Below are 24,825 nucleotides of genomic sequence, written 5' to 3'. Positions count from 1 at the left end.
GGGCCTTCCGGTCGGTGTCGATGGGGTCGCTCCCCGCCGCTGCCGGAGCAGCAGGAGAAGGAGCAGGAGAAGCAGTGGCGCACGCTACGCAGCGCCTTCTGAGCCGCCCCGCAGACTTCTCCGATCAGTCCGCGAAACGCGGTCGAGGAGGCGTTCGTGAGCGGCCAGCACGTCCGCGATGCGCACTCCGGACAGGCACGGGTGGCCGGGGACCGGGCACTCGCGAGCGCGGCTGAGACGGCACGGTGCGGCTTGGTCGCCGAGCAGTTCGACGAGCGGGGCGTACGGCGCCCACTTCACGGCGGGGACGACGGGCGAGAACAGACTCACGATGGGCGCTCCGACGGCGGCGGCGAGGTGGGCCGGACCGGTGTTCCCGACGACGACGACCTCGGCGCTGGCGAGGACGGCCGCGAGTTCGGCGGGGCTGGTGCGGCCGCCGAGGTCGATGCCGGTGTCGCCCGCCACGGCGGCGGTCAGAGCGCGTTCGCCGGGGGAGCCGGTGACGACGACGGGGACGCCGCGCTCGGCGTAGGCGGCGACGAGCGCACGGTGGTGGGACTCCGGCCACGACCGAGCCGGGACGCTGGCTCCGGGGTGGACGACCACGTAGCGGTCGAGGCCGGCCACGGGCGGGGGCAGGACGGCGTCGTGACGCACGGCGAGCCTCCCGTCGTCGTCCGGCGGCAGCCGGAACCCGGCCGCCTCGGCGATCCGCAGCGCGCGCTCGGGCTCGGGGAGGTCCTCGGGCAGGTCTTCGCCGGGGCGGAGCCGCACGTCGAGCAGGGACCCGGGGTGGTCGACCGAGGCCCCGGAGACCCGGGGGACCCCGGCCAGGCGCAGGAGCAGCGCGAGGGGCAGGGGCGACTGGTGGAAGGACGTCAGGACGACGGCCTCGTCGGGCTGTTCCTCGGCGACCAGCGCGCGGAACTCGGCGAGCAGGGCGTCGTCGATCGGACGCGCGGTCTCGGTGACCCACGGTGCCGCCCACACCCGCACCCGGTCGATGCCGGGGAGCAGGTCGGCGGCCGGCGCTCCCTGCGGTCCGCACAGCATCGTCACGTGCGCGGCCCCGGCGGCCACCGCGCGCACCGCGGGGCCGGCGACCAGGACGTCGCCGAAGGAGTCGAGCCGGGCGACGAGGACGCGCGGACTGGCGCTCACGCCCGGTCCGCCACGCTGCCGACGTGCTCGAGCACCAGGGTGACGGCCTCGTCCAGGTCCGCGGCGACGGTGTCGGCCTCGTCGACCTCCTCGCGGCGGGTGCGCGGGGTGGGCACGAGGATCCCCTGCGCGCCGGCGTTCCGGGCGGCCTGCACGTCGGCGCCGATGTCACCGACGACGACGATCGACTCCGCCGGGATGCCGAGCCGGTCGGCGGCGTCGAGGACCATCCCGGGCCGGGGCTTCCGGCAGGCGCAGTCGTCACCGGCGTCGTGCGGGCAGACGCACCACACGTCGAACGGGCCGACGAGCTCGTCGACCCGGGCGTTGGTGGCGTCGACCTGTTCGCGCGTGGCCATGCCCTTCGCGATCACCGACTGGTTCGTGACGACGCCGAGCTGCAACCCGGCGGCACGTGCCCGTTCGACGGCGCGGCGGGCACCGGGGACGGGGACGACCAGGTGCGGGTCGGCGTTGTACGGGACGTCCACCACGAGGGTGTCGTCGCGGTCGAGGAGCAGGCCGCGGATGACGCGGTCCGGTGCGAGGGCCATGCTCCGTGACTACCGGTCGACGGCCGGGGGCCGCCCCAGGAAGAGCCGCGGAGCGCGGTCCCGGCAGGACCGTCAGCGTGTCCGGTCTACCGTCGCGGCGGTGACCGCCCTCGAACGCCTGCCCGACCCCGACGGACGCCCGGAACTGCTCGTCCTCCGTGCCATCAAGCTCGGCGACCTGCTCGTCGCCGTCCCTGCGCTGCACGCGCTCCGCCGCGCGTTCCCCGACCACCGCATCACCCTCGCCACCACCGCGTGGCTGGCGCCGGTCGTCGAACTCGTGCCGGCGGTGGACGTCCACCTGGCCCAGCACGGTCTCGACCACCCGATCGCGGTGCCGCACGGGGCGGTCGACGTCGCCGTGAACCTGCACGGCGCCGGACCGGAGTCCTCGGACCTCGTCGCCGCGCTCGCCCCGCGCCGGGTCATCGGGCACGCCGACCCGACCCACGGTTACGAGGGCCCGGAGTGGCCCGACGACGTCCACGAGCGCGACCGCTGGGCGGACCTGCTCACGTGGCACGGCATCCCGGCGGACGCGACCGAGGTCCGCCTCGACCGCCCCGCCGAGCCGCCGGTGGTCGCCGACGCGGCCGTCGTGCACGTGGGCGCCTTCCACGGCGCGCGGCACTGGCCGACGGACCGCTTCGCCGACGTGGTGCGCGGGCTGCGAGCGCGCGGTGCCGACGTGGTCCTGACAGGAGGCTCGGACGACGTCGTGCGCGCCCGCGCGGTCGCCGACGCGGCCGGTCTTGCGCCGGAGGCGGTCCTGGGCGGCACCCTGGACCTGCAGGCCTTCGCCGCGGTGATCGCCGCGGCGCGGCTCGTCGTCACGGTCGACACCGGTGCCGCGCACCTGGCGACCGCGTACGGGGTGCCCTCGGTCGTGCTGTTCGGCCCGGCGCCGCCCGAGGCGTGGGGGCCCCCGGTGACCGGGCCGCACATCGTGCTCACCGATGCATCGGTGCGTCGCGGCGACGTCTTCGCCGAGGACCCGGATCCGGCGATCCTGGCCGTGACCGCGGACGACGTGCTGGCCGCGGTGGACCGGCTCCGGGTGACCGCTCAGGCGGCCGGGCGGTAGCGTCGACCGAGAGCCACCCGGACCTGCCGGATGCTCGGAGGGAGTCCTTCGTGTTCGAAGCCGCGAACATCCGTGACTGGATCGGTCTGCCGGTCGTCGACGAGGCCGACGACAAGGTCGGCACGCTCGAGAGCATCTACTACGACACCGCCACGTCCGAGCCGGCGTTCGGCGCCCTGACCACCGGCGTGGTCGGGTTCCAGAAGCTCGTCTTCGTCCCGCTGTTCGGCGCGACCGTCGCCCCGAAGCACCTGCGTGTGACGTTCCCGAAGAAGCTCGTCAAGGACGCCCCGTCGATCTCGACCGACGGCGAGCTCGACGCCGCGACCGAGCCCGAGCTGTTCCAGCACTACGGGCTGGAGTACCGCACCGGCAGCGGCGGCGAACGGCGACTCGGTCGCCGCTGAGCCCGCTCCGCCCCGGCAACGCTCCGACCCGACCCGCTGACCACCCGCCACACCCGCCCGGAGGCCGCAACTGCTCCGCACCGCCCGAACGACGCTGCTCGCCGCCGCCGCGGTAGCGGTCGCCGTCGTCGGATCGGTGGTGGCGGGTGTCGCGGTGCCCGGGTCGGTGCCCTCCGTGTCGGCCGCACCGATGTGGCCCGTCCCGCAGCCCTACCCGGTGCCGGACGACCCGGCCGAGCCGCTCGCCGACCTGCCGCCGGGCAGCGAGTACGTCGCCCTCGGTGACTCGTACTCGGCCGGCTACGGGCTCGGCGACCGGACCCGGCTGCCGACGAGCGCGTGCGTGCAGTCGGCCCGCGACTACCCGCACCGGCTCGCGGCGCGGTTCGGCCTCGATCTGACCGACGTCACGTGCGCGGGCGCCACCAGCGAGGACGTCACGACCGGGCACCAGTTCAAGGGCGTCCCCCCGCAGATCGAGTCGCTGTCGTCGCGTACCCGTCTCGTCACCCTGACGATCGGCGGCAACGACGCGGACCTGTTCGGAACGGCCGCATCCTGCCTGGCGATCTCGGCGGACGGCCCGGTGTTCTCCGGACGTGACGCGCCGTCGTGCGAGAGCACGCTCGTGCAGGACGGTGAGGACCAGCTCAGCGTGAAGATCCAGTCGCGCGTCGCACTCGGGATCGCCGACACCCTCGCAGCGGTGCAACGGGCCGCGCCGAACGCCGTCGTCGTGTTCCTCGGGTACCCGGCGATCTTCCCGGACACCGAGCACACCCCGGCGAAGGGCTGCTTCCGCTCGGCGCTCGACCTCGGCACGCTCGCCGGGTCGTTCCCCTCGGACACCTTCCCCTTCACCGACGACGACGTGGCGTACCTGCACGGCGTGCAGGAGGAGCTCGACGCCGTGTCCGCATCCGCCGCAGACGCCGCCGGGGTCCGGTTCGTCGACGTCCTCGAACGCACCGAGGCGCACTCGGCCTGCGCCGCGCAGGACGAGCGCTACGTCGCCGGCGTCAGCCTGACCGGCTCGAGCGACCTGCGACGCATCGACCTGAAGGCGGGCGCCCTGCACCCGAACGGCCGCGGTGTCGCGTACCTCACGGACCAGATCGCCGACGCGATCCGGGAACTCGCCGGCTGACCCGTCCGGACCCCGCGCTGTCCGTGTGGGCCGCCGGTGGGACGACGCAGACCGGTGCCGCCGTCTCACGGACGACGTCGTGGAGCAGTGCGCCGGACAGCACCCGCACGTGGCCCCGTCCGAGCACCACGAGCGACGCCCGCCGGGTGCGCGACGCGATGGCGTGCCCCGGGTGTCCCTCCACGAGCAGCGGACGGATCCGCACCGCCGGGAACCGCGCGGTCAGATCCTCGGTGACGCGCTGCAGCAGTTCGGCGTTCCGGGCGCGCCACCGCAGGGGGTCCTCGGCGAAGTCGGTGAGCCCGGTCCGGGTGAGCACGGGCATCTCCCACGCCCGGAGCAGCGTCAGTCGTCGGTGCAGCCGGACGGCCTCGGTGACGGCGATCGAGACGGCCCGTTCGTCGATCGGTTCCTCGACGGCCAGCACCACGTCGCCGTCGATCGGGTGCGGGCCCTCGGGGACGATCACGGTCGGCACGGCCGCACGGACCGCCACGCGCGCCGGGTCGCCGCCGGCGGTCGAACCCCGTCGGCTCCGGAACGTCCCGATCACCAGGAGGTCACCGCCGTCGGACTCCTCGACCAGGGCACTGGCGAACGGCCCGGCGTGCCGGTGCACCTCGACGGTGGCGCCGGGCAGGGCGGCGCGAGCGGCCTCGGCCAGGCGGTCGGCGACCGGTCCGGGGCCCTCGATCGCCGGCTCGGCGCCGATGATCCGGATCCGCTCGATCCCGGTGTCCGCCCGGGCGGCGATCCACCGCAGCGCCTCGTCGTGTGGCATCGCGGCGTCCGCGGCCAGCGTCACCGTCGTCCATCGTTCGTCCATCCCGATCGGCCTCCTCCATCGCAGGTCCTCCGGGGGCGTCACACGGCGCTCCGTGCGCCACACGGTACTCCCAGGGCGGGCGGGGGAACCGGCGGTGGGACCGGGCACGTCGGGTGGTGCGCGGCGCGTGTGTGGTGATCCGGGCCTCCCGGCCGGTTCTGCGTAGTCTCGGGGCGTGGTCGTGAGCGCCGGACTGTTGCTGCACCGGGCCGGTCCGTCCGGGCCGGAGGTCTTCCTCGCGCACATGGGCGGCCCGTTCTGGCGGAACCGACCGCGTGCCTGGTCGATCCCGAAGGGGCTGGTCGAGGCGGGCGAGGACCCGCTCGGCACCGCGCTGCGCGAGTTCGCCGAGGAGATCGGCGTGCCCGCCCCGGTGACCGCCGCGGACCTCACCGACCTGGGGGAGTTCCGCCAGGCGTCGGGCAAGCGGGTGCGGGTCTTCGCGGCACCGGCGCCGGGGTTCTCGGTCGACACCGTGCGGAGCAACACCGTGCGGCTCGAGCTGCCGCGCGGGTCGGGCCGGTTCGTCGAGGTGCCCGAGGTGGACGACGCACGGTGGGTCGGGCTCGACGAGGCGCGGGAGCTGGTGGTGGCCGGGCAGGTCGCGGCGCTCGACGCCCTGGTCGCGCTGGGTTGGGGTGCGGACGGTTCCTGACGCGCCGCTCGTGTTCCTCGAGCGGTCACGAACCGTCGTCCGACGGGCCTCCCGGCGACACTTCTCAGCCACTCGGCGATCGGCGCGCGGTATGTCGTGACCACTCGCCGGGCTCCTCGTCCTCGTGTCGGACACCGGACAAGAGCCGCGTCCTCCGGATAGCCTGAGTGGGTGTCGGGTTCTCCGGCGCCACAGCAGGGGAGTACGCATGCGACGCTGGCGCGCGGTCACGGCTGGGCTGACGGTCCTCGCACTCGGCGCAGGACTCGCGGTCGGCGGCGCAACCAGTGCGTCGGCGGAGCCGGTCGGCAACTGGGGGACCTTCACCCTCAGCGGAGCGAGCCGGGCCTACACCGGCACGATGACGCTCGCCGGGTTCCCCGAGACCACCTTCACGTCTGATTCTCGGCAGTCGACCGTCGTCAGCGGGGCATCGACCTGGCAGTCGGCCGTGACCCCGTCCGGCGCGGTCTACGGCACGAGCCGCGGCCAGACCTACATGAACCAGCGGCCGAACGTCGACTCGCCCACGTCCGGCGCCTCGACCACCACGTACACGTTCGCCGAGCCGACGCCGGGGGCCCAGAGCTGGTCGTTCGTGCTCGGCGACGTCGACGCCGACCGGGCGACGATCTCGGCCACCGTCTCCGGGGGTGGTGCCGCGACCGCGGAGCAGCTCGGCTACGTGAGCTCCTACAACTCGTGCTCGGCCGCCGTCACCGGAGGACCGTCGTGCACCGCCGACCCCGACGGCACGACCGGGCGGGACCTGCCCACCTGGGACCCGGCCACCCGGACCCTGACGGGCAACACCGGCGCGGTCGACACCGCCGGCGCCACGGCCTGGTTCACGCCGACCGTCTCGCTCACCAGCCTGACGATCACGTACCAGCAGCGCAGCGGGTTCCCGGTGTACCAGACCTGGTTCGCCGACCGCACCGCCGCGATCACCGGCACGGCGACCCTCGACGGAGCGCCGATCCCCGGGGCGATCGTCCGCGTGACCGCTCCGCGCGGCACCGTCTACACGACGACGACCGAGGCCGGCGGCACGTACGCGTTCCCGCAGCTGCCGGTCATCGCGAGCTACCGCGTCGAGATCACCCCGCCGGACGGCGCCGAGGGTCCTGACCAGCCCACGAGGGTCTCCCTCGCGCAGGCAGGCTCGCCGGGCGGCGTGGACCAGCAGGCCGACTTCGCGTTCACGTCGCCGGAGGACTCCGTGTCGGTCATCGGCACCGTGGTCGACGAAGACGGCTCCCCGGTGTCGAACCTCGAGGTCGTCATCACCGACCCGGACTCCGGGGACGTCCTCGTCGACACCACGACGAACAGCGACGGCGTCTACACCGGCTCCGACCTGCCGGCGGACACCGACCTCGACGTGTCCGTCGCCGACGAGCCGCCCGTGACCGTCACGACCGGCGACGTCGATGCGACACCGGCCGAGCCCGCACCGATCGAGGCTCCAGCGGCAGTCGTCGCCACCGTCACCGGTGTCGTGTCGCTCGACGGTGCACCGGTGCCAGCAGGACAGGTCGTGGAACTCCTCGACGACGCCGGGGCGGTGATCGCGTCCACGACGACCGACGCCGACGGCCGCTACGCGTTCGCCACCGAGGCGGGGACCTACACGATCCGGACCGGACGACCCGAGCCGGGGGCCACCGGAGCCACGTCGAACACCGGTGTGACGGCCGTCGCCGGCGAGCGTGCTTCGTCGGACCTGCCGTTCGCCTCCGCAGCCGCAGCCGCCGAGGTCACGACCGACCAGCCCGGCACGGTCTTCGACACGAACGGCGAACCCGTTCCGGACGTCGGGGTCGTCGCGACTCCGACGGACCCGCAGTCCGGCGATCCCGTGTCGGTCGTCACGGACGACGACGGTGCGTTCGACTTGACCGGGCTGGAGCCCACGACGGAGTACGCCGTCTCGGTCGACGTCGAGGGGGCCGAGACGGCGACCGTCGTCACCCCGGAGTCCGGGGCTGCGACGCCGCTGGCGTTCGTGGTGCGGGTTGCGGCGGGTCCAGCGCCGGCTCCTGCTCCGTCGCCGTCGCCGAGTGGCTCTCCTTCGGTGGCTCCGACCGGCCCCGCCGCCGGCTCGGGCTCCGCGCCGGTGTCGGGCCAGGGCGACGCGGGGGACGGTGGGCCGCTGGCCTACACGGGCGCGGACCTCGGGCCGGGGCTCATCGCCGCTGGTGTGCTCGTGCTGCTCGGTGCGGCGCTGCTGACCTACCGTGCGGTGCGCAACCGCCGCCGCACGGACCACCTGCAGGACTGACCGCGCGGCGGGCCCGTGGCGGCGTGTCGGCGGTCGCACAACACGCCGCCCGGGTTCGCCGAGGGGTCACGAACCGTCGCCCGCCGACCCCGCAGCCGACAGTTCGTGCACCTCCGACGCCCCGCCAACGGCATGTCGTGACCACCCGGCAACCGCTCGCCCCCGTCCGCCGCGGTCGCACAACACGCCGCCCGAGTCCGCCGAGGGGTCACGAACCGTCGCCCGCCGACCCCGCAGCCGACAGTTCGTGCACCTCCGACGCACCGCCAACGGCATGTCGTGACCACTCGGCGGCCCCGCTCGCCCGACCCCCGCCAGCCCGCGCCGGCCCTCAGCGCGTCCGCGGCCGCTGCACCGAACCCGTGACCACGCCGATCGACCCCGTGACCGTCTGGATCGCCCGTCCGACGACCGGCACCGACGTGGTGACGACCGCGAGCGAGGACGTGATGGCCTCGATGGACGAGGTCGACAGGTGCTCCTGCGCGTGCGAGTGCACCGGGAACCCCCGGCGCGCCAGCACGACGACCCCGAGCGCCCCGACCAGCACCGCGCCGCCGGCGAACGGCAGGTACTGCAGTCCGACGATCCCGAGCGCCTGCCCGCCGAACGCCGCACCACCGGCGATGCCGATGTTCGACGCACCGTTGACCAGCGCGCCGGCGATGTCGGGGGAGACGCCTCCGGCACGGATCGCCGCGGCCATGAAGAGCGTGCCGGTGGTTCCGTTCGCGGCCATCCAGACGCCCGCGACGACCATCGTCCCGATCAGCGAGCCGTGCACGAACGGCATCGTCGCGAAGGCCACGACCATCACGGCGACCGAGGCGATCAGCGTCTGCCGGGGCGCACGGTCGACGAACATGCCGGCGAGCCAGAGCCCGACGACACCGGTGCCACCGAGCACGAGCAGCGCCCCGCTCACCATGCCGGCGTCGAGCCCCGCGTCGATCGCGTACGGCCCGATGTAGGTGTATACGACGTAGTGCCCGCCGAACAGGAGCATGTCGGCGATCACGACGGACAGCAGTCCGGTGCGCGCCCAGGCCTTCGGTGACCCGATGTGCGGCGACGAGGCCCCACGGACGGCGGGCAGGAACAGCAGGGCGACGACCGCGAGGGCCGCTGCGGCGACCCCGACGGAGAACACGGCCTGGCGCCAGCCGATGTGCTGTGCCACCCAGGTCGCGACGGGCACGCCGAGCACGAACCCGAGCGAACTGCCCGAGTACACGAACGCGATCGCCCGCCCGGCCAGCCGCGGCGGCACGATCCGGGTGGCGTACGCCGAGGCGACCGAGAAGAACAGTGCGTGCGCGATGCCCCCGACGACGCGTCCGGCGCAGACGACGGCGAAGGACGGTGCGAGCGCCACCATCAGGTTCGACACGGTGTAGCCGACGAGCGTGGCGACGAGCACGGTCTTGCGGGGCAGCTTCGCGGTGAACGCGGTGAGCGGCAGCGCGAGGATCGCGACGGCCGCGGCGTACACGGTGATGACGATGCCCATGGTGGCCTCGGTGACCCCGAGGTCGGCGCTCATCGTGCCGAGCAGCCCGACGGGCATGAGCTCGGTGGTGATGGCGAAGAACGTGGCCAGTCCGAGCACGGCGATGCCGACGATCGACTGGGTGGTGACGGTGATCGGCCGCGTGTGGGGGGACACGGCCGAGGTGGTGGTGTTGGTGGACACGCTGCTGACCTCCTTGCGAGGCACGGTGGAGCGCGCGACGATGCCGACGGTTCTGACGGCGGTGACCGGGAGGGTCTGCGGGGCGCGCTCGCTGGCGGATGTGGATGATGTGGGTACGACTCCACAGCGAGTGCGCTCCTCCAGTGTTGCACGATGGAACGGCGCTCGCGAGGGCATCCAGCAAATACATCGGAGCGCTCCAATGAAACACTCAGCTCCGGTCACAGGGACGGCACCGCCGCTCAGTACGCGTTCGTCACCCGACCCTGGACTCCGCCGCCGCGCAGCTCGATGGTCAACGTGCCGCTCCTGGACTGCGCCGACATCGACACCGATCCGTGCAGGGCAGCCTGCCGCGGGAAGCACGCCGTCGACGACTCGATGCGGTCGGCCGTTGCCACCAGGCAGATCGTCGACCGGTCGGTCCCGATGCCGGCCCAGACGTTCCAGGGTGTCTCGGCGGTCCCGCCGTCGAGAGCCCGGTTCGTGAAGACCAGTCGCGTCGTGTGCAGGCTCACCGGCGCAGCGACCGGCCCCGGCAGCTGGTCGGCGTACGTCTGCGGGACGTCGAGCAGCTGCTCGAGCGTCACCGTGCCCGCCGTCGGCGTGACACTCGGCGCCGCGGCGACGTCCGGGCGCGCGGTCCCGACGAGCGTCCCGGCGGCGAACGCGACGCCCACCGCCGCAGCCGCGCCGCCCGCGATCCAGGCGCGTGGTCGCTCCGTCCACAACCACCGCCGCCACCGGGTCCGTCCGGTCGCCGCGGCCTGGAGGCCCGGCTCGTCCCCGCCGTCGCCCCTCGCGTCGTCGACGTGGTCGTCCCCACCGCCGCCGGTCGCCTCCGACACGTCGGCTCCAGCAGGCACGGCAGCCCCGCTGGCGGGCTCGGACACGGAACCGGCCGCGGGCACCTGCACGGACACGGACGCGGGCCCTGGAACCGACCGTGTCGCAGACGGGACGGACGTGCGGGCCGGATCCGGCCCTCCCGGCAGTGGATCCCGCGCCGTCGCGACCGCACGCGCGCGGGGTCGCCGTCCGCGTTCCAGGTCCTGCAGGACGATGCGGGCGCGCGCCGCGTCCGCCGGGCTCGATCCTGCTCCCCAGGCGACGGCCTCGAGCCGTGCCCGTTCTGCTGCCACGTCGTCGTGGGCCATGCGCACTCCCGCTCTGCCGGTCAGGTCCATCGTGGCACCGCTCAGCCGTGCGCGCGCACCCAGAACGAGGGAGTAGTCGTGGTGCATGAGCACCGACCCCATGCCGCAGCACGACGCCGACGCCGAGACCCTCGAGCCGCTGAGCCACGACACCCAGTCCGGCGAGGCCGACTACGTCGCGACCAGCCCCGGCGGTGCCGGCACGGAACGCCACGTGCCGACCGCCGACGAGGAGCAGGGCCGTGGCACCGAGTACGACCCGGTCGACCAGGGGCCGCAGCAGGAGGGCCAGGGCGGCTAGCGGACCACCCGGCGCAGCACGGCCCGTTCGCCGAAGGTCCAGGCCGCACTCGTCACGACGTACAGCGCGGCGGCGAGCGGTGCGATCGCCGCGAACACGACCGTGATGAACGGCACGTACCGCCCGACGGCGGCGGTCGCGGCGGCCCCGGGCACGTCCGGTTCCGGCGCCGGCACCGGGTTCCAGTGTGCGTTCGACCGGCGGCTGAGCTCGACGACGACCGCGAGCACCGCCAGCAGGACCAGCACCACCCAGGCGTGCACCCACAGCGGCGACGTGAGCGTGACGATCAGGGAGTGGCCGAGCGGGACCCCGACGAGCGTCGCCTCCAGCAGGGCGTTCGCGGTGCCGTCGATCGAGGCGTGCGTGAACAGGGCGTAGACGAGCGACACCACGGGTGCCTGCGCCAGGACGGGCAGGCAGCCGGCCAGCGGCGAGACCTTCTCGTCGGTGTACAGCTGCTGCACCGCTCGCTGCAGGCGCTGGCTGTCGCGGCCGTGGCGCTTCCGCAGCGCCGCGAGCTGTGGTGCGAGGCGTCGGCGGTCCCGTTCGGCCCGCACCTGCAGGACGGACAGCGGGACCAGCACGAGGCGGACGGCCAGGGTGAGGAGCACGACGGCGATCGCCGCGGCGAACGAGCCGGCGACGGGGGAGAGCGCCGCGGTGAGGGCGGCGACGAGGTCCGCGCCGCCGTGCAGCAGCGGGCCGACGAGGGGCAGGGTGGACAGGTCCATGACGGTTCCGATCGGTGGTGGGTCAGCGGGGTGCGCGAGCGGCCCGGCCACCGGTCGGTGGTCAGGCCGGGGTCGCGATCCCCGGTGCCCGTGAGCGGACGTGCCCGTCGGCGTCGGGGTGGCTCCACCCGATCCGGGTGACCAGGTCCGGCACCGCCGACCGCTCCGACACGGATGCCGATCCGACCCCGAGGACGGCTGCCAGCACCGCGACGAGCAGCCGGGCGACGACGACGGTCACGGCGACCGCGGTCAGCCCGAGTGCCGCCACCGCCAGCAGGGGCAGCACCCCGGCGGCCGGGTCGCCGAGCACCAGCGCGGCGGTGGCGCGGAGCAGCAGCAGGACGGCGGTCATGGTCCGTTCAGCGTAACGCCCGCGTGCCGTCGAGGACCGGAAGGTGCGGCGGGGGAGGATCACGGCATGACCGCAGGTTCGCCGAGCACCCCAGCGACCGTCGCGCTCGAGACGGCCGGGGTCCCGTACACGCCGCACGTGTACGAGCACCACGAGAGCGCCACCAACTTCGGAGAAGAGGCGGCCGCCGCCCTCGGGCTGCGCGAGGAGCAGGTCTTCAAGACCCTGGTCGTGTCCGTCGACGGCACCCTCGCCGTCGCGATCGTGCCGGTGGCGAACCGGCTCGACCTCAAGGCGATCGCCGCCGCGGTCGGGGGCAAGAAGGCGACGCTGGCCGATCCGGCCCTCGCCGAGAAGCGCACGGGCTACGTCGTCGGCGGCATCAGCCCGGTCGGCCAGAAGACCCGGCTCCGCACCGTGCTCGACGAGTCGGCGCTGTCGTACGCGAGCATCTTCGTGTCCGGCGGACGTCGCGGATTCGATATCGAGGTGGCGCCGACGGACCTCGCGCGGATCACCGAGGCGGTCTCCGCAGCCATCGCGCGGACCTGAGTCGAGTCGCCGCAAGTTTCTTCCGGACCCGGGAATGACCCGGGCCCTCCTGCGTTGCATTGAGTCGAAGGCACTCAAGTTCCCCAGGAGGTCCCTTTGCCAGAGACGTTCGGCCCGACCGGTAGCAACGACTCGTTCGACGAGTTCCTCGCCCGCCTGCTCGCGGCACAGCGCACCGGTGACCAGCAGCGCGTCCGCGCGTTCGGTCGACCGGTCGACATCACCCGGCTGCTCAGCCGCCGGACCCACGAGCTGCTCCAGCACACCGCCGAGTACGCGGTCGCGCAGGGGCAGCGCGAGATCGACGCACTGCACATCCTGCACGTGCTCGTCCGCACCGAACCGTTCGACGCCGTCGTGCGTTCCGCCGGGGTCGACCCCCAGCGACTCGCCGAGGAGATCGAGCAGCGCCTGCCGATGGCGCACGAGCCGCTGGCCGAGCAGACCGGCCGCCCGGCACTGACCGGCACCGCCCAGCGCATCCTCGTCGAGGCGACGCAGGCCGCGCGGGGCTTCGGCAGCACCTACACCGACCCCGAGCACGTCTTCTTCGCGCTCGTGATGGACCAGGAGACCGTGACCGGTCAGCTGCTCGCCAGCGCCGGGATCACCCCGCAGGTCATGCAGGACTACGCCCAGCAGGCCGCGGCAGCAGCACGAGAGGGGCGCCCCATGCCCGGAACAACCGACGCCGTCGGCGCCGATCAGGCCACCGACAGCGACACCCCGACGCTCGACCAGTTCGGCACCGACCTCACCCAGCGCGCCCGTGACGGGCACGTCGACCCGGTGATCGGCCGCGCCGACGAGATCGAGCAGACCGTCGAGATCCTGCTCCGTCGCACCAAGAACAACCCGGTGCTGATCGGTGAGCCCGGCGTCGGCAAGACCGCGATCGTCGAGGGCCTCGCCCAGCGCATCGTCGACGGTGACGTCCCCGCCCTGCTGCAGGGCAAGCGGGTCGTCGCGCTCGACCTGCCCGGCATGCTCTCCGGCACCCGCTACCGCGGCGACTTCGAGGAGCGCCTCACCAAGGCGATGGACGAGATCGCGGCGCACGCCGACGAGCTCATCGTCTTCGTCGACGAGCTCCACACCGTCGTCGGCGCCGGTGGCGGCGGCGAGGGCGGCTCGATGGACGCCGGCAACATCCTCAAGCCCCGGCTCGCCCGTGGCGACCTGCACCTGGTCGGCGCGACCACGCTCAACGAGTACCGCCGGATCGAGAAGGACGCCGCGCTCGAGCGCCGGTTCCAGCCCGTCACGGTGGGGGAGCCGAACGTCGAGGACGCCGTCGCGATCCTGACCGGCCTCGCCCCGCGCTACGAGGAGCACCACGGCGTCGTCTACACGCCCGAGGCACTCCGCGCGGCGGTCGAACTCTCGCACCGCTACGTGACCGACCGGCACCTGCCGGACAAGGCCATCGACCTCATCGACCAGGCCGGTGCACGCCGCCGCCTCGCCCTCTCGGGCGACGTCGACGTCGAGGCACTGCGTGCGCAGGTCGCCGACCTGACGGCCCGCAAGGACCGCGCGGTCGCCGAGGAGCACTACGAGGAAGCGTCCGACCTGCGTGACGAGATCGTCGGACTGGAGGCCCGGATCACTGCCGCCTCGTCGGCGGACGCGAGCCACGCCTCCCGTCCGGAGTCCGGGGACACGTCGATCACGGAAGGTGACATCGCCGCCGTGGTCTCACGTGCCACCGGGATCCCGGTGACCCGCCTCGGCTCGGCCGACAAGACGCGGCTCGCCGCACTCGAGTCCGAGCTGCACGACCGCGTCGTCGGCCAGGACGACGCCGTGCGGGCGATCGCGAAGGCGGTGCGGCGCAGCCGGACCGGCATGGGTGACCCGCGCCGTCCGGTCGGCAGCTTCCTGTTCCTCGGCCCGACGGGCGTCGGCAAGACCGAACTCGCGAAGGCCCTGGCGTCGTCGCTGTTCGGTGACGAGTCCGCCATGCTCCGCTTCGACATGAGCGAGTTCGGCGAACGCCACACCGTCTCCCGTCTGGTCGGTGCCCCTCCCGGGTACGTCGGCTACGACGAGGCCGGCCAGCTCACGGAGCGTGTCCGCCGCAACCCGTACTCGGTGATCCTGCTCGACGAGGTCGAGAAGGCCCACCCGGACGTCTTCAACCTGCTGCTGCAGGTCCTCGACGACGGCCGGCTCACCGACGGGCAGGGGCGGACGGTCGACTTCCGGAACACCGTCGTCATCATGACGTCGAACATCGGCTCGGAGTTCCTGGCCTCCCGCTCGGGAGCACTCGGGTTCTCCCCGGTCGGTGCGACGGACGGATACGCCGAGGACGACCTGCGAGCCCGCGTGATGGGCAAGCTGCGCGAGGCGATGCGTCCCGAGTTCATCAACCGCATCGACGAGATCGTGCTGTTCCGCAAGCTCGACCGGTCGCAGATCGCGTCGATCGTGTCCCTGCTGCTGCAGGACACGGCGCTCCGGCTGGTCGCACAGGACATGCTCCTGTCGGTGTCCGACGCGGCGGTCGACTGGCTCGCCGAGCACGGGTACGAGCCGGAGTACGGCGCCCGCCCGCTCCGTCGGCTCATCCAGCGCGAGGTCGACGACCGCATCGCGACCCTCGTGGTCGAGGGCGGGGTCACCGCGGGTGACACCGTGCGGATCGACGTCGAGGGCGACTCCCTGACGGCGAGCGTCGCGGAGCACGCGGCGGTCTAGTCCGGTCGCACGCGCACACGAAGGCCCGGTACCGATTGGGTACCGGGCCTTCGGCGTGCACGGACCGCCACGGTGTTCGGGAATGCAATTCCGGACGTTTTCCGGAAAAGGGGTTGCGCTCCGAATTGCGGTGCCGATAGTGTTCACTCGTCGCGAACGGTCGAACATTCGACCCGGACGACTCCGCCAGCTCGAGACCGAAAGGGGGCCGACCATGATGATCACAACGACCACTCCGTTCCGTGGAATCCGTGGACGCGTCGGTACCCCGTTCCGCGTCCGCTGACCCGGGGCGTCCCACTCTCCTGACACCTGTGCCTCCGGGCACCGTGCGCTGAGCCGATCAGGCTCGCGCAGCACCGGTTCGTTCGTCTGCTGAACGGCTCGACGGCGCGTTGATGCGTGCCGTCCGATCTGCGCGGACGACGCCGGAAGAATGTCGGTGGACAGTGCGACGCTCCCGGGGTCGACGAGCATTCCGCGATCGTTGTCCGAACATTTCCGGACCATCCCGGAGTGCATTCTCACGCATTCAATTCCTGCTGCCCGCAACCCGGGCGGATTCGTCATGCCCGACATCCGGGCAGCTCTGCCGTGCCCTGAAGGGGAACACCGTGTCCACGAAGACAACCACCCGTCCACCCGATACCCGCGGGGTGCGCCGCCGGGTCTCACTCGCCGACCGCATCGCTCTCCGAGTCGGGATGTCGCTCATCATCTGGAGCCGACGCACCCGCAAGGTGCGGCCCGAGGTCGACCTCGCCACGCTGGCGCGCCTCGAGCGCGAACGCCAGCAGCGCGAGGCCGACTGGATCACCCAGGGCGCCGCCATGCGGATGTGGCGCTGACCCGCGGTGCTCCGGCGCTGCGCGTCGGCGGCGCAGCCGTCGGCGTCGCGCACGCACCGTGCGTCATTCCGGAGCCCGTGCGGCCTGAACGGCTCGGTGCGAGGAAACGACCTCGCACCGAGCCACCTTCGGCGAACCGTCCGACGGAACCCGCACCGTGCAGCGAACGGTCGGCCCCGCACGAGGCGACCACCCTCGCACCGTGCTCCGACGTGTCGGACGCACCCCGGGCCTCCCGTACCGTTGTCCGGTGACCGAAACCGCAGCTGCACTCGTCGAACGCCTCACCGCCCTCGTGCCGGACTTCCCGAAGCCGGGGGTGCTGTTCCGTGACGTGACGCCGGTGTTCTCCGACGCCGTCGCGTTCGGTCGTGTGTGCGAAGCACTCGCCGCGCCGTTCGCCGTCGGGGGCGGGTTCGACGCCGTCGCCGGCATCGAGGCCCGCGGCTTCGCGCTGGCCGGGGGCATCGCCGCCCAGCACCAGGTCGGCGTGCTCACCGTGCGCAAGGCGGGCAAGCTCCCCGGCGAGGTGCTCAGCGAGCAGTACGCGCTCGAGTACGGCGAGGCCGAGCTCGAGCTCCGCCCCGGTCAGCTGCCCGCCGGTACACGGGTGCTCGTCGTCGACGACGTCTTGGCCACCGGGGGGACCGGTGCCGCCACCATCACGCTGCTCGAACGGGCCGGGTACCAGGCGATCGGCTTCGCCGCCCTGCTCGAGCTCGACGGCCTGAACGGGCGCGAGCGGCTCGAGCCGCGGCTGCCCGTCGCCACGCTCGGCGCCGTCCCGGCCTGAGCGCGGGCAGCAGCGCGCTCCCCGCGGGCGTCCGCACGCGAGCACGTCTCGCACTAGTCTTGACGCACCATTTCGATCGAGGAGTCCCATCATCGTGACCGAGTCAGTCGCACCCGCGCCCGCCGAGCTTCCCCAGGCACCCGAGCCCCGGACCGCGACGACGACCACGACCGGCACCGAGCTCTTCGACGGTGAGCGCGGCGTCGTCGCGATCCGCGTCGACGGTGTCCTGAAGGACCTCGCGGCGGACGTGCAGGCCGGCGAGACCGCCGAGGCCGTCACCCTGCAGGAGCAGGACGGGCTCGACATCCTCCGGCACTCGGCCGCCCACGTGCTGGCACAGGCCGTGCAGCAGATCAACCCGGACGCCAAGCTCGGCATCGGGCCGCCCGTCACCGACGGCTTCTACTACGACTTCGACGTCGACGAGCCGTTCACCCCCGAAGACCTCAAGGCGATCGAGAAGGGCATGGACCGCATCGTCAAGCAGGCCCAGCGTTTCCGTCGCGTGGTCGTCACCGACGAGCAGGCACGCGAGCTGATGGCGGGGGAGCCCTACAAGCAGGAGCTCATCGGCCTGAAGGGTGCGGCGTCCGACGGCGACTCCGGCGAGAGCGTCGAGGTCGGCGCCGGCGAGCTGACCGTGTACGAGAACGTCGACCCGAAGTCGGGCGAGGTGCTCTGGCAGGACCTCTGCCGCGGCCCGCACGTCCCGCACACCCGCTGGATCGGCAACGCCGCCAAGCTCATGCGCGTCGCCGCTGCGTACTGGCGCGGCTCCGAGAAGAACCCGCAGCTGCAGCGCATCTACGGCACCGCCTGGCCCGACAAGGACCAGCTCAAGGCGTACCTCGTGCGCCTCGAGGAAGCCGCCAAGCGCGACCACCGCAAGCTCGGCGCCGAACTCGACCTGTTCTCGTTCCCCGACGAGATCGGTTCCGGCCTGGCGATCTTCCACCCGAAGGGCGGCATCATCCGCCGCGAGATGGAGGACTACTCGCGCCGTCGGCACGAGGAGAACGGCTACTCGTTCGTCTACACGCCCCACATCACCAAGGGCGACCTGTTCGAGACCTCCGGGCACCTCGGCTGGTACAAGGACGGCATGTTCCCGGCCATGCACATGGACGAGGCGAAGGACGAGGACGGCAACGTCACGCGGCAGGGCGCCGACTACTACCTCAAGCCGATGAACTGCCCGATGCACATCCTGGCGTACCGGTCGCAGCCCCGCTCCTACCGTGACCTGCCGCTCCGGATGTTCGAGTTCGGCACGGTGTACCGCAACGAGAAGTCCGGCGTGATCCACGGGCTGACCCGCGTGCGCGGCATGACCCAGGACGACGCGCACATCTTCACCACGCAGGACAAGATGAAGGAGGAGCTGACCACGACCCTCGAGTTCGTGCTCTCGCTCCTGCGCGACTACGGCCTCGACGACTTCTACCTCGAGCTGTCGACGAAGGACCCGGAGAAGTACGTCGGTGACGACGAGGTCTGGGACGTCGCGACGAACACCCTGCGCGAGGTCGCCGAGGAATCCGGCCTCGAGCTGGTGCCGGACCCCGCCGGTGCCGCGTTCTACGGCCCGAAGATCTCGGTCCAGGCCCGCGACGCCATCGGCCGCACCTGGCAGATGTCGACCGTGCAGCTCGACTTCAACCTGCCCGAGCGCTTCGGCATCGACTACACCGCGGCCGACGGCTCGCGCCAGCGCCCGGTGATGATCCACCGAGCACTGTTCGGCTCGATCGAGCGCTTCTTCGGGGTCCTCACCGAGCACTACGCGGGCGCGTTCCCGGCGTGGCTCGCGCCCGTCCAGGTCGTCGGCATCCCGGTCGCGGCCGAGTACGGCGACTACCTCGACGAGGTCATCGCGAAGCTCCGCACGCACGGGGTGCGCGCCGAGGTCGACCACTCGGACGACCGCATGCAGAAGAAGATCCGCACGCACACCAAGGCGAAGGTGCCGTTCCAGCTCATCGCCGGTGGCGACGACCGTGACGCCGGCGCCGTGAGCTTCCGCTTCCGCGACGGCCGCCAGGACAACGCGGTGCCCGTCGACGAGGCCGTGGACCGCATCCTCACCGCGATCCGCGAGCGCGCGCAGGTCTGATGGCCCTCCCAGGAGGCCCGGAGCAGGCCGCGGGGACCGGTCACGTCGACGACGTGGCCGGTCGCACCGCCGCCGCGGGCTCCGACGGCGCGGACACCGATCCGCTGGTGATCCGCGACGCGGCCACCGGTGCAGCCGTCCCGGACGCGTTCCAGCGGCTCTGGAACCCGCACCGGATGGCGTACATCGACGCCGGCCGCGAAGGCCGGGGGCGCGGGCACGACGACGACTGCCCGTTCTGCGAGGCCCCGCGGATGTCCGACGAGGACGCCCTGATCGTGGCCCGGGGCGAGCACGCCTACGTGCTGCTCAACCTGTTCCCGTACAACAACGGGCACCTGCTCGTCTGCCCGTACCGGCACGTCCCGCTCTACGACGAGGCGACGCCGGACGAACTGCGCGAGATCGGCGAGCTGACCCAGACCGCGATGCGGGTGCTGCGCGAGGTGTCGCACTGCGACGGCTTCAACATCGGCATGAACCAGGGGGAGGTCGCCGGTGCCGGGGTGGCCGCACACCTGCACCAGCACATCGTGCCGCGGTGGCAGTCCGACGCGAACTTCTTCCCGATCATCGCCCGGACGAAGTCGATGTCGCAGTTGCTCGGCGAGACGCGTCGACTCGTCGCCGATGGATGGCCCGAGGCGCACTAGACTGGTCGGCATCATGAGCGACAGCACCAGCACCTCCGGCACCCCTGGCACCTCGATCACCGGCTCCGACCGCGTCAAGCGCGGCCTCGCCGAGATGCTCAAGGGCGGCGTGATCATGGACGTCGTCGACGCCGAGCAGGCGCGGATCGCGGAAGAAGCCGGCGCGACCGCCGTCATGGCCCTCGAGCGTGTCCCCGCGGACATCCGTGCGCAGGGCGGAGTCGCCCGCATGTCCGACCCCTCGATGATCGAGGAGATCATCGCCGCGGTGTCGATCCCCGTCATGGCGAAGGCCCGCATCGGCCACTTCGTCGAGGCGCAGGTGCTCCAGGAGCTCGGCGTCGACTACATCGACGAGTCCGAGGTGCTGTCGCCGGCTGACTACGTGAACCACATCGACAAGTGGAAGTTCACCACTCCCTTCGTCTGCGGTGCCACCAACCTGGGCGAGGCGCTCCGTCGCATCACCGAGGGTGCGGCCATGATCCGCTCCAAGGGCGAGGCCGGCACGGGCGACGTGTCCGAGGCCACCAAGCACATCCGCACCATCACCAAGGAGATCGCGGCGCTCCGCAACCTGCGTGACGACGAGCTCTACGTCGCCGCCAAGGAGCTCCAGGCCCCGATCGACGTCGTGCAGGAAGTCGCCCGCACCGGCAAGCTCCCCGTCGTCCTCTTCACCGCCGGTGGTGTCGCCACCCCGGCCGACGCCGCGATGATGATGCAGCTCGGCGCCGACGGTGTATTCGTCGGGTCCGGCATCTTCAAATCCGGCGACCCGGCGGCCCGTGCTGCAGCGATCGTCAAGGCGACGACCTTCCACGACGACCCCCGGGTCATCGCCGAGGTCTCCCGTGGTCTGGGCGAGGCGATGGTCGGCATCAACGTCGCTGACGTCCCCGCACCGCACCGCCTCGCCGAGCGTGGCTGGTAGTCCGACGGGCGGCGCCCGGCCCCGCATCGGGGTCCTGGCGCTGCAGGGTGACTTCCGGGAGCACATCGCCTCGCTGACCGAACTCGGCGCGGACGTGGTGCCGCTCCGTCGTCCGGAGGAGATCGAGACCCTCGACGGTGTCGTGATCCCCGGGGGCGAGTCGAGCGTGATGGACAAGCTGTCCCGCGCGTTCGGCGTCGCCGAGCTCCTCGCCGACGCCATCCGCGGTGGTCTGCCCACCTACGGCACCTGCGCCGGCATGATCATGCTGTCGTCGCGGATCACCGACGGCATCAGCGGTCAGCAGACCCTCGACGTGCTCGACACCACCGTGCGCCGCAACGCGTTCGGTGCGCAGAACGACTCGTTCGAGATCGACATCCCGATGCCCGACCTCGGCGAGGCCCCGGTGCACGCGGTGTTCATCCGGGCCCCCGTGGTGGAGCAGCGCGGCGACGACGTCCACGTCCTCGGCGCGCTGCCCGACGGGCAGGTCGTGGCGGTGCAGCAGGGCAACGTCATCGCCAGCGCGTTCCACCCCGAGGTCGCCGGCGAGGACCGCTTCCACCGCCGCTTCCTCGACCTGGTGCGCAGCGCCTGAGGCGTGACCGCCCACCTGCCGCACCGGCGGGACGGAAGCCGCGCCGCGCCTCCAGGCCGGTGTTGGGCCCACAGGGCCGCTAAACTGAGCGGGACTTTCCGCAATACGCAAGGAGAACCGTGTCCGGGCATTCCAAGTGGGCAACGACCAAGCACAAGAAGGCGGTCATCGACCAGCGCCGTGCCAAGTCGTTCGCCAAGCTGATCAAGAACATCGAGGTCGCCGCGAAGATGGGCGGTGCCGACATGTCCGGCAACCCGACCCTGGTCGACGCCGTGCAGAAGGCGAAGAAGACCTCGGTCCCCAACGACAACATCGACCGCGCCGTCAAGCGCGGTGCGGGTCTCACGGGCGAGACCATCGAGTACACGACGATCATGTACGAGGGCTACGGCCCCAACGGCGTCGCGATGCTCATCGAGTGCCTCACGGACAACAAGAACCGTGCTGCGGCCGAGGTCCGGACCGCGATGTCGCGCAACGGCGGCACCATGGCCGACCCGGGCAGCGTCGCCTACAACTTCTCACGGAAGGGCGTCATCTCGGTCACGAAGACCGACGGCCTCGACGAGGACACCGTGATGACCGCGGTGCTGGACGCCGGCGTCGAGGACGTCATCGACCAGGGCGGCGGCTTCGAGATCATCACCGAGGCGAGCGACCTGGTCGCCGCCCGCACGGCCCTGCAGGACGCCGGGATCGACTACGACTCCGCCGACGCCGAGTTCGTCCCGGGCCTCAAGGTGCCGGTCGACGCCGAGACCGCCCGGAAGGTGTTCCGCCTGATCGACGCGCTCGAGGACTCGGACGACGTGCAGAACGTCTACTCGAACTTCGACATCCCCGCGGACGTCCAGGCCGAGCTCGACGAGGACGAGGGCGAGTAACCGTGCTCCGTGTGCTCGGGGTGGACCCCGGGCTCACCCGGTGCGGCGTCGGCGTCGTCGAGGTCGCACCGAACCGGCGCGCACGACTCGTCCACGTGACGGTCGTGCGCACCCCGCCGGACATGCCGCTCGAGCAGCGGCTGCTCCGCATCGCGGACGGCATCGCCGCCGAGATCGACGAGCACCACCCCGATGCGGTCGCCGTCGAGCGGGTGTTCGCGCAGGCGAACGTCCGCACCGTGATGGGCACCGCGCAGGCGGCCGGCCTGGCGCTGCACGCCGCGGCCGCCCGCGGCCTGCCCGTCGGGCTGCACACGCCGTCCGAGGTCAAGGCCGCCGTCACCGGCTACGGCAACGCCGACAAGCGTCAGGTGCAGACCATGGTCGCGCGCGTGCTCGGGCTCGACGAGGCCCCGAAGCCGGCCGACGCCGCCGACGCGCTCGCGTTGGCCGTGTGCCATGCCTGGAGGCTCGGATCACCCGACGCCGCCGGCTCGCGTGCCACGAACCTCACCCCCGCACAGCGCGCCTGGCGGGACGCCCAGGGCGGCACCGTCGACTCGCCGCTGGCCCGCGCGGCCGCCGCCGCGGCCCGCCCGCAGCGTGGCAGGTCGGCGTCGTCGGTGGGCGGCCCTAGGCTCGGAACATGATCGCGAGTCTCCGGGGCACCTGCATCGACATCGCCGGCTCGGCCGTGGTGATCGAGGTCGGGGGAGTCGGGTACGCCGTCACCGTGACCCCCGCACACGCGCTCACGATGCGCCACGGGTCCGAGGTGTTCGTGCGGACCGCCATGATCGTGCGCGAGGACGAGCACCTGCTCTTCGGCTTCGAGTCGACCGACGCGCTGCAGGTGTTCGACCTGCTCCGTGGGGTCTCCGGTGTCGGTCCGAAGTCCGCGATGGGCGTCCTGGCCCACATGGACCCGGCGCAGGTCGCGAACGCCGTCGCGAACGAGGACGACGGCGCGTTCCGCAAGGTCTCCGGCATCGGCCCGAAGACCGCCAAGCTCATCATCGTCGCGCTCTCCGGCAAGCTCGTGGCCTACGAGCAGGCTGCCGTGGTCGCCGCCGCACGGGGGACCGCAGTCCACCCCGCCGCGGTCGACGTCGTCTCGGCGCTCATCGGCCTCGGCTGGCGCGAAGACGCGGCACAGACCGCGGTCGACGACGCCGTCGCCAACGAGCCCGGTGCCGCCGCGATGGGTACCCAGGCCCTGCTCCGCGCCGCCCTCGGTGCGCTCCGACCCGCGGCAGCCGGCCGGTGAGCGGCATCACGTCCGCCGGCGCCGAGTCGCAGGAAGAACTCGCGTTCGAAGGCGCGCTCCGTCCCCGCTCGCTCGACGAGTTCGTCGGGCAGCGCAAGGTCCGTGGGCAGCTCGACCTGCTCCTCAAGGCCGCGGGCATGCAGGAGCGCACGCCCGACCACATCCTGATGGCGGGTCCTCCCGGCCTCGGCAAGACCACGCTCGCGATGATCGTCGCGCACGAGTCCGGGCGACCGCTGCGCATGTCGAGCGGCCCGGCGATCCAGCACGCCGGAGACCTTGCCGCCGTGCTGTCGTCGCTGGTGCCGGGCGAAGTGCTGTTCATCGACGAGATCCACCGCATGGCCCGCTCGGCAGAAGAGATGCTCTACCTGGCGATGGAGGACTTCCGCATCGACGTGATGGTGGGCAAGGGTGCCGGTGCCACGAGCATTCCCCTCGACCTCGCACCGTTCACGCTCGTCGGCGCCACCACCCGGGCCGGCCTGCTGCCGAACCCGCTGCGCGACCGCTTCGGGTTCACCGCCCACCTCGAGTTCTACGAGAAGGACGAGCTCGAGCAGGTCCTGATCCGAGCGGCCCACCTGCTCGAACTCGACATCGACCGGACCGCCCTGCGCGAGATCGCCGGACGCTCCCGTGGCACCCCGCGCATCGCGAACCGCCTGCTCCGCCGGGTGCGCGACTACGCCCTCGTGCACCGCACCACCGACGGCATGGCCGCGGTCCAGGGTGCGCTCGACCTGTACGACGTCGACGAACTCGGCCTCGACCGCCTCGACCGTGCCGTCGTCGAGACCATGCTGACGCGGTTCGACGGGGGCCCGGTCGGCCTGAACACCCTGGCCGTCTCCGTCGGCGAGGAATCCGAGACGATCGAGTCGGTCGTCGAACCGTTCCTCGTCCGCGTCGGACTCGTGACCCGCACCCCCCGCGGGCGCATCGCGACACCGCGGGCCTGGCGACACCTCGGCCTCACCCCGGGGCAGGGCGACGGCGGGCAGCCCGGGCTCTTCGACGACCCGGAATCCACCGTCTGACCGCCGATCAGTCGGGTGACATGCCACGGACACCGGCGTGCCCTAGACTGCTACGGCCCGAAACCGAGCA

Annotated in this window: 25 protein-coding genes; 18 read left to right on the top strand and 7 right to left on the bottom strand. The window is 72.4% G+C overall.

Annotation, left to right across the window (positions count from 1 at the left end; translation table 11 throughout):
- Positions 1–84: 84 nt before the first annotated feature.
- Positions 85–1,164, bottom strand: coding sequence for a glycosyltransferase family 9 protein (locus DEJ17_RS01220; protein WP_110891684.1), 1,080 nt, complete (start codon positions 1,162–1,164; stop codon positions 85–87).
- Positions 1,161–1,718, bottom strand: a complete 558-nt coding sequence (locus tag DEJ17_RS01215) for an HAD-IIIA family hydrolase (protein ID WP_110891683.1) — start codon at positions 1,716–1,718, stop codon at positions 1,161–1,163. The genes DEJ17_RS01220 and DEJ17_RS01215 overlap by 4 nt, the downstream gene beginning before the upstream one ends.
- Positions 1,719–1,818: 100 nt before the next feature.
- Here DEJ17_RS01215 and DEJ17_RS01210 point away from each other — a divergent pair, with 100 nt between their 5' ends.
- From DEJ17_RS01210 to DEJ17_RS01200, 3 genes are all read left to right on the top strand, one after another.
- Complete coding sequence (locus DEJ17_RS01210) at positions 1,819–2,802, top strand: glycosyltransferase family 9 protein (protein WP_110891682.1); 984 nt, start codon at positions 1,819–1,821, stop codon at positions 2,800–2,802.
- Between the two features lie 50 nt (positions 2,803–2,852).
- The gene (locus DEJ17_RS01205; RefSeq protein WP_110859982.1) at positions 2,853–3,209 is read left to right on the top strand and encodes a PRC-barrel domain-containing protein; all 357 of its coding nucleotides are present in this window, start codon (positions 2,853–2,855) and stop codon (positions 3,207–3,209) included.
- Between the two features lie 175 nt (positions 3,210–3,384).
- Entirely contained in the window at positions 3,385–4,356 is a 972-nt protein-coding gene (locus DEJ17_RS01200; RefSeq protein WP_146239577.1) for an SGNH/GDSL hydrolase family protein, read from the top strand.
- Here DEJ17_RS01200 and DEJ17_RS01195 read toward each other — a convergent pair.
- Complete coding sequence (locus tag DEJ17_RS01195) at positions 4,313–5,182, bottom strand: universal stress protein (protein ID WP_181420974.1); 870 nt, start codon at positions 5,180–5,182, stop codon at positions 4,313–4,315. The genes DEJ17_RS01200 and DEJ17_RS01195 overlap by 44 nt on opposite strands.
- A gap of 175 nt (positions 5,183–5,357) precedes the next feature.
- Here DEJ17_RS01195 and DEJ17_RS01190 point away from each other — a divergent pair, with 175 nt between their 5' ends.
- Both DEJ17_RS01190 and DEJ17_RS01185 read left to right on the top strand, forming a co-directional pair.
- Entirely contained in the window at positions 5,358–5,837 is a 480-nt protein-coding gene (locus DEJ17_RS01190) for an NUDIX domain-containing protein (protein ID WP_258366588.1), read from the top strand.
- Between the two features lie 208 nt (positions 5,838–6,045).
- The gene (locus DEJ17_RS01185; RefSeq protein ID WP_110891679.1) at positions 6,046–8,121 is read left to right on the top strand and encodes a collagen binding domain-containing protein; all 2,076 of its coding nucleotides are present in this window, start codon (positions 6,046–6,048) and stop codon (positions 8,119–8,121) included.
- A 331-nt stretch (positions 8,122–8,452) separates the two neighbouring features.
- Here the strand turns inward: DEJ17_RS01185 and DEJ17_RS01180 are convergent, their stop codons facing one another.
- Together DEJ17_RS01180 and DEJ17_RS17475 are read right to left on the bottom strand one after the other, a co-directional pair.
- A complete protein-coding gene (locus tag DEJ17_RS01180; RefSeq protein WP_181420973.1) occupies positions 8,453–9,814 on the bottom strand; it encodes an MFS transporter in 1,362 nt (453 codons plus the stop codon).
- Positions 9,815–10,056: 242 nt separating this feature from the next.
- Positions 10,057–10,662, bottom strand: a complete 606-nt coding sequence (locus DEJ17_RS17475) for a hypothetical protein (RefSeq protein ID WP_146239576.1) — start codon at positions 10,660–10,662, stop codon at positions 10,057–10,059.
- Between the two features lie 394 nt (positions 10,663–11,056).
- Here DEJ17_RS17475 and DEJ17_RS01170 point away from each other — a divergent pair, with 394 nt between their 5' ends.
- The gene (locus DEJ17_RS01170; RefSeq protein WP_027465592.1) at positions 11,057–11,272 is read left to right on the top strand and encodes a hypothetical protein; all 216 of its coding nucleotides are present in this window, start codon (positions 11,057–11,059) and stop codon (positions 11,270–11,272) included.
- Here the strand turns inward: DEJ17_RS01170 and DEJ17_RS01165 are convergent.
- Both DEJ17_RS01165 and DEJ17_RS01160 read right to left on the bottom strand, forming a co-directional pair.
- The gene (locus tag DEJ17_RS01165; protein ID WP_110891675.1) at positions 11,269–12,006 is read right to left on the bottom strand and encodes a membrane protein insertase YidC; all 738 of its coding nucleotides are present in this window, start codon (positions 12,004–12,006) and stop codon (positions 11,269–11,271) included. The genes DEJ17_RS01170 and DEJ17_RS01165 overlap by 4 nt on opposite strands.
- 61 nt (positions 12,007–12,067) lie before the next feature.
- A complete protein-coding gene (locus DEJ17_RS01160; RefSeq protein WP_110891674.1) occupies positions 12,068–12,361 on the bottom strand; it encodes a DUF6412 domain-containing protein in 294 nt (97 codons plus the stop codon).
- Between the two features lie 66 nt (positions 12,362–12,427).
- On the opposite strand from DEJ17_RS01160, the gene ybaK reads away from it, so the two are divergent.
- The 12 genes from ybaK (at position 12,428) to ruvB (ending at position 24,755) form a co-directional block, all read left to right on the top strand.
- Entirely contained in the window at positions 12,428–12,913 is a 486-nt protein-coding gene (ybaK, locus tag DEJ17_RS01155) for a Cys-tRNA(Pro) deacylase (RefSeq protein WP_110860000.1), read from the top strand.
- Between the two features lie 96 nt (positions 12,914–13,009).
- Positions 13,010–15,616 (top strand): ATP-dependent Clp protease ATP-binding subunit, encoded by a 2,607-nt coding sequence (locus DEJ17_RS01150; protein WP_110891673.1) that lies wholly within the window; start codon positions 13,010–13,012, stop codon positions 15,614–15,616.
- Positions 15,617–16,230: 614 nt separating this feature from the next.
- The gene (locus DEJ17_RS01145; RefSeq protein WP_146239575.1) at positions 16,231–16,464 is read left to right on the top strand and encodes a hypothetical protein; all 234 of its coding nucleotides are present in this window, start codon (positions 16,231–16,233) and stop codon (positions 16,462–16,464) included.
- Positions 16,465–16,714: 250 nt separating this feature from the next.
- Entirely contained in the window at positions 16,715–17,257 is a 543-nt protein-coding gene (locus DEJ17_RS01140; RefSeq protein ID WP_110891671.1) for an adenine phosphoribosyltransferase, read from the top strand.
- 94 nt (positions 17,258–17,351) lie between these two features.
- Entirely contained in the window at positions 17,352–19,373 is a 2,022-nt protein-coding gene (gene thrS, locus DEJ17_RS01135; RefSeq protein WP_110891670.1) for a threonine--tRNA ligase, read from the top strand.
- Positions 19,373–20,026, top strand: a complete 654-nt coding sequence (locus DEJ17_RS01130) for an HIT domain-containing protein (protein ID WP_258366587.1) — start codon at positions 19,373–19,375, stop codon at positions 20,024–20,026. Before thrS ends, DEJ17_RS01130 begins: the two co-directional genes overlap by 1 nt.
- Before the next feature lie 13 nt (positions 20,027–20,039).
- The gene (pdxS, locus tag DEJ17_RS01125) at positions 20,040–20,960 is read left to right on the top strand and encodes a pyridoxal 5'-phosphate synthase lyase subunit PdxS (protein WP_027465600.1); all 921 of its coding nucleotides are present in this window, start codon (positions 20,040–20,042) and stop codon (positions 20,958–20,960) included.
- Positions 20,950–21,561, top strand: coding sequence for a pyridoxal 5'-phosphate synthase glutaminase subunit PdxT (gene pdxT / locus DEJ17_RS01120; RefSeq protein ID WP_110891669.1), 612 nt, complete (start codon positions 20,950–20,952; stop codon positions 21,559–21,561). Before pdxS ends, pdxT begins: the two co-directional genes overlap by 11 nt.
- 119 nt (positions 21,562–21,680) lie before the next feature.
- Positions 21,681–22,448, top strand: a complete 768-nt coding sequence (locus tag DEJ17_RS01115; protein ID WP_017887357.1) for a YebC/PmpR family DNA-binding transcriptional regulator — start codon at positions 21,681–21,683, stop codon at positions 22,446–22,448.
- 2 nt (positions 22,449–22,450) lie between these two features.
- On the top strand, positions 22,451–23,098 hold the full coding sequence (gene ruvC, locus DEJ17_RS01110) for a crossover junction endodeoxyribonuclease RuvC (RefSeq protein ID WP_110891668.1): 648 nt from the start codon (positions 22,451–22,453) through the stop codon (positions 23,096–23,098).
- A complete protein-coding gene (gene ruvA / locus DEJ17_RS01105) occupies positions 23,095–23,715 on the top strand; it encodes a Holliday junction branch migration protein RuvA (RefSeq protein WP_110891667.1) in 621 nt (206 codons plus the stop codon). The genes ruvC and ruvA overlap by 4 nt, the downstream gene beginning before the upstream one ends.
- Positions 23,712–24,755: a Holliday junction branch migration DNA helicase RuvB gene (gene ruvB, locus DEJ17_RS01100; protein WP_110891666.1), complete on the top strand. Its 1,044-nt coding sequence runs from the start codon at positions 23,712–23,714 to the stop codon at positions 24,753–24,755. The genes ruvA and ruvB overlap by 4 nt, the downstream gene beginning before the upstream one ends.
- Positions 24,756–24,825 lie beyond the last annotated feature (70 nt).

The organism is Curtobacterium sp. MCSS17_011, assembly GCF_003224275.1.
Taxonomy (GTDB): Bacteria; Actinomycetota; Actinomycetes; order Actinomycetales; family Microbacteriaceae; genus Curtobacterium.
The sequence above is the reverse complement of the archived record's forward strand: the minus strand, read 5'-3'. Positions and strand labels throughout refer to the sequence as shown.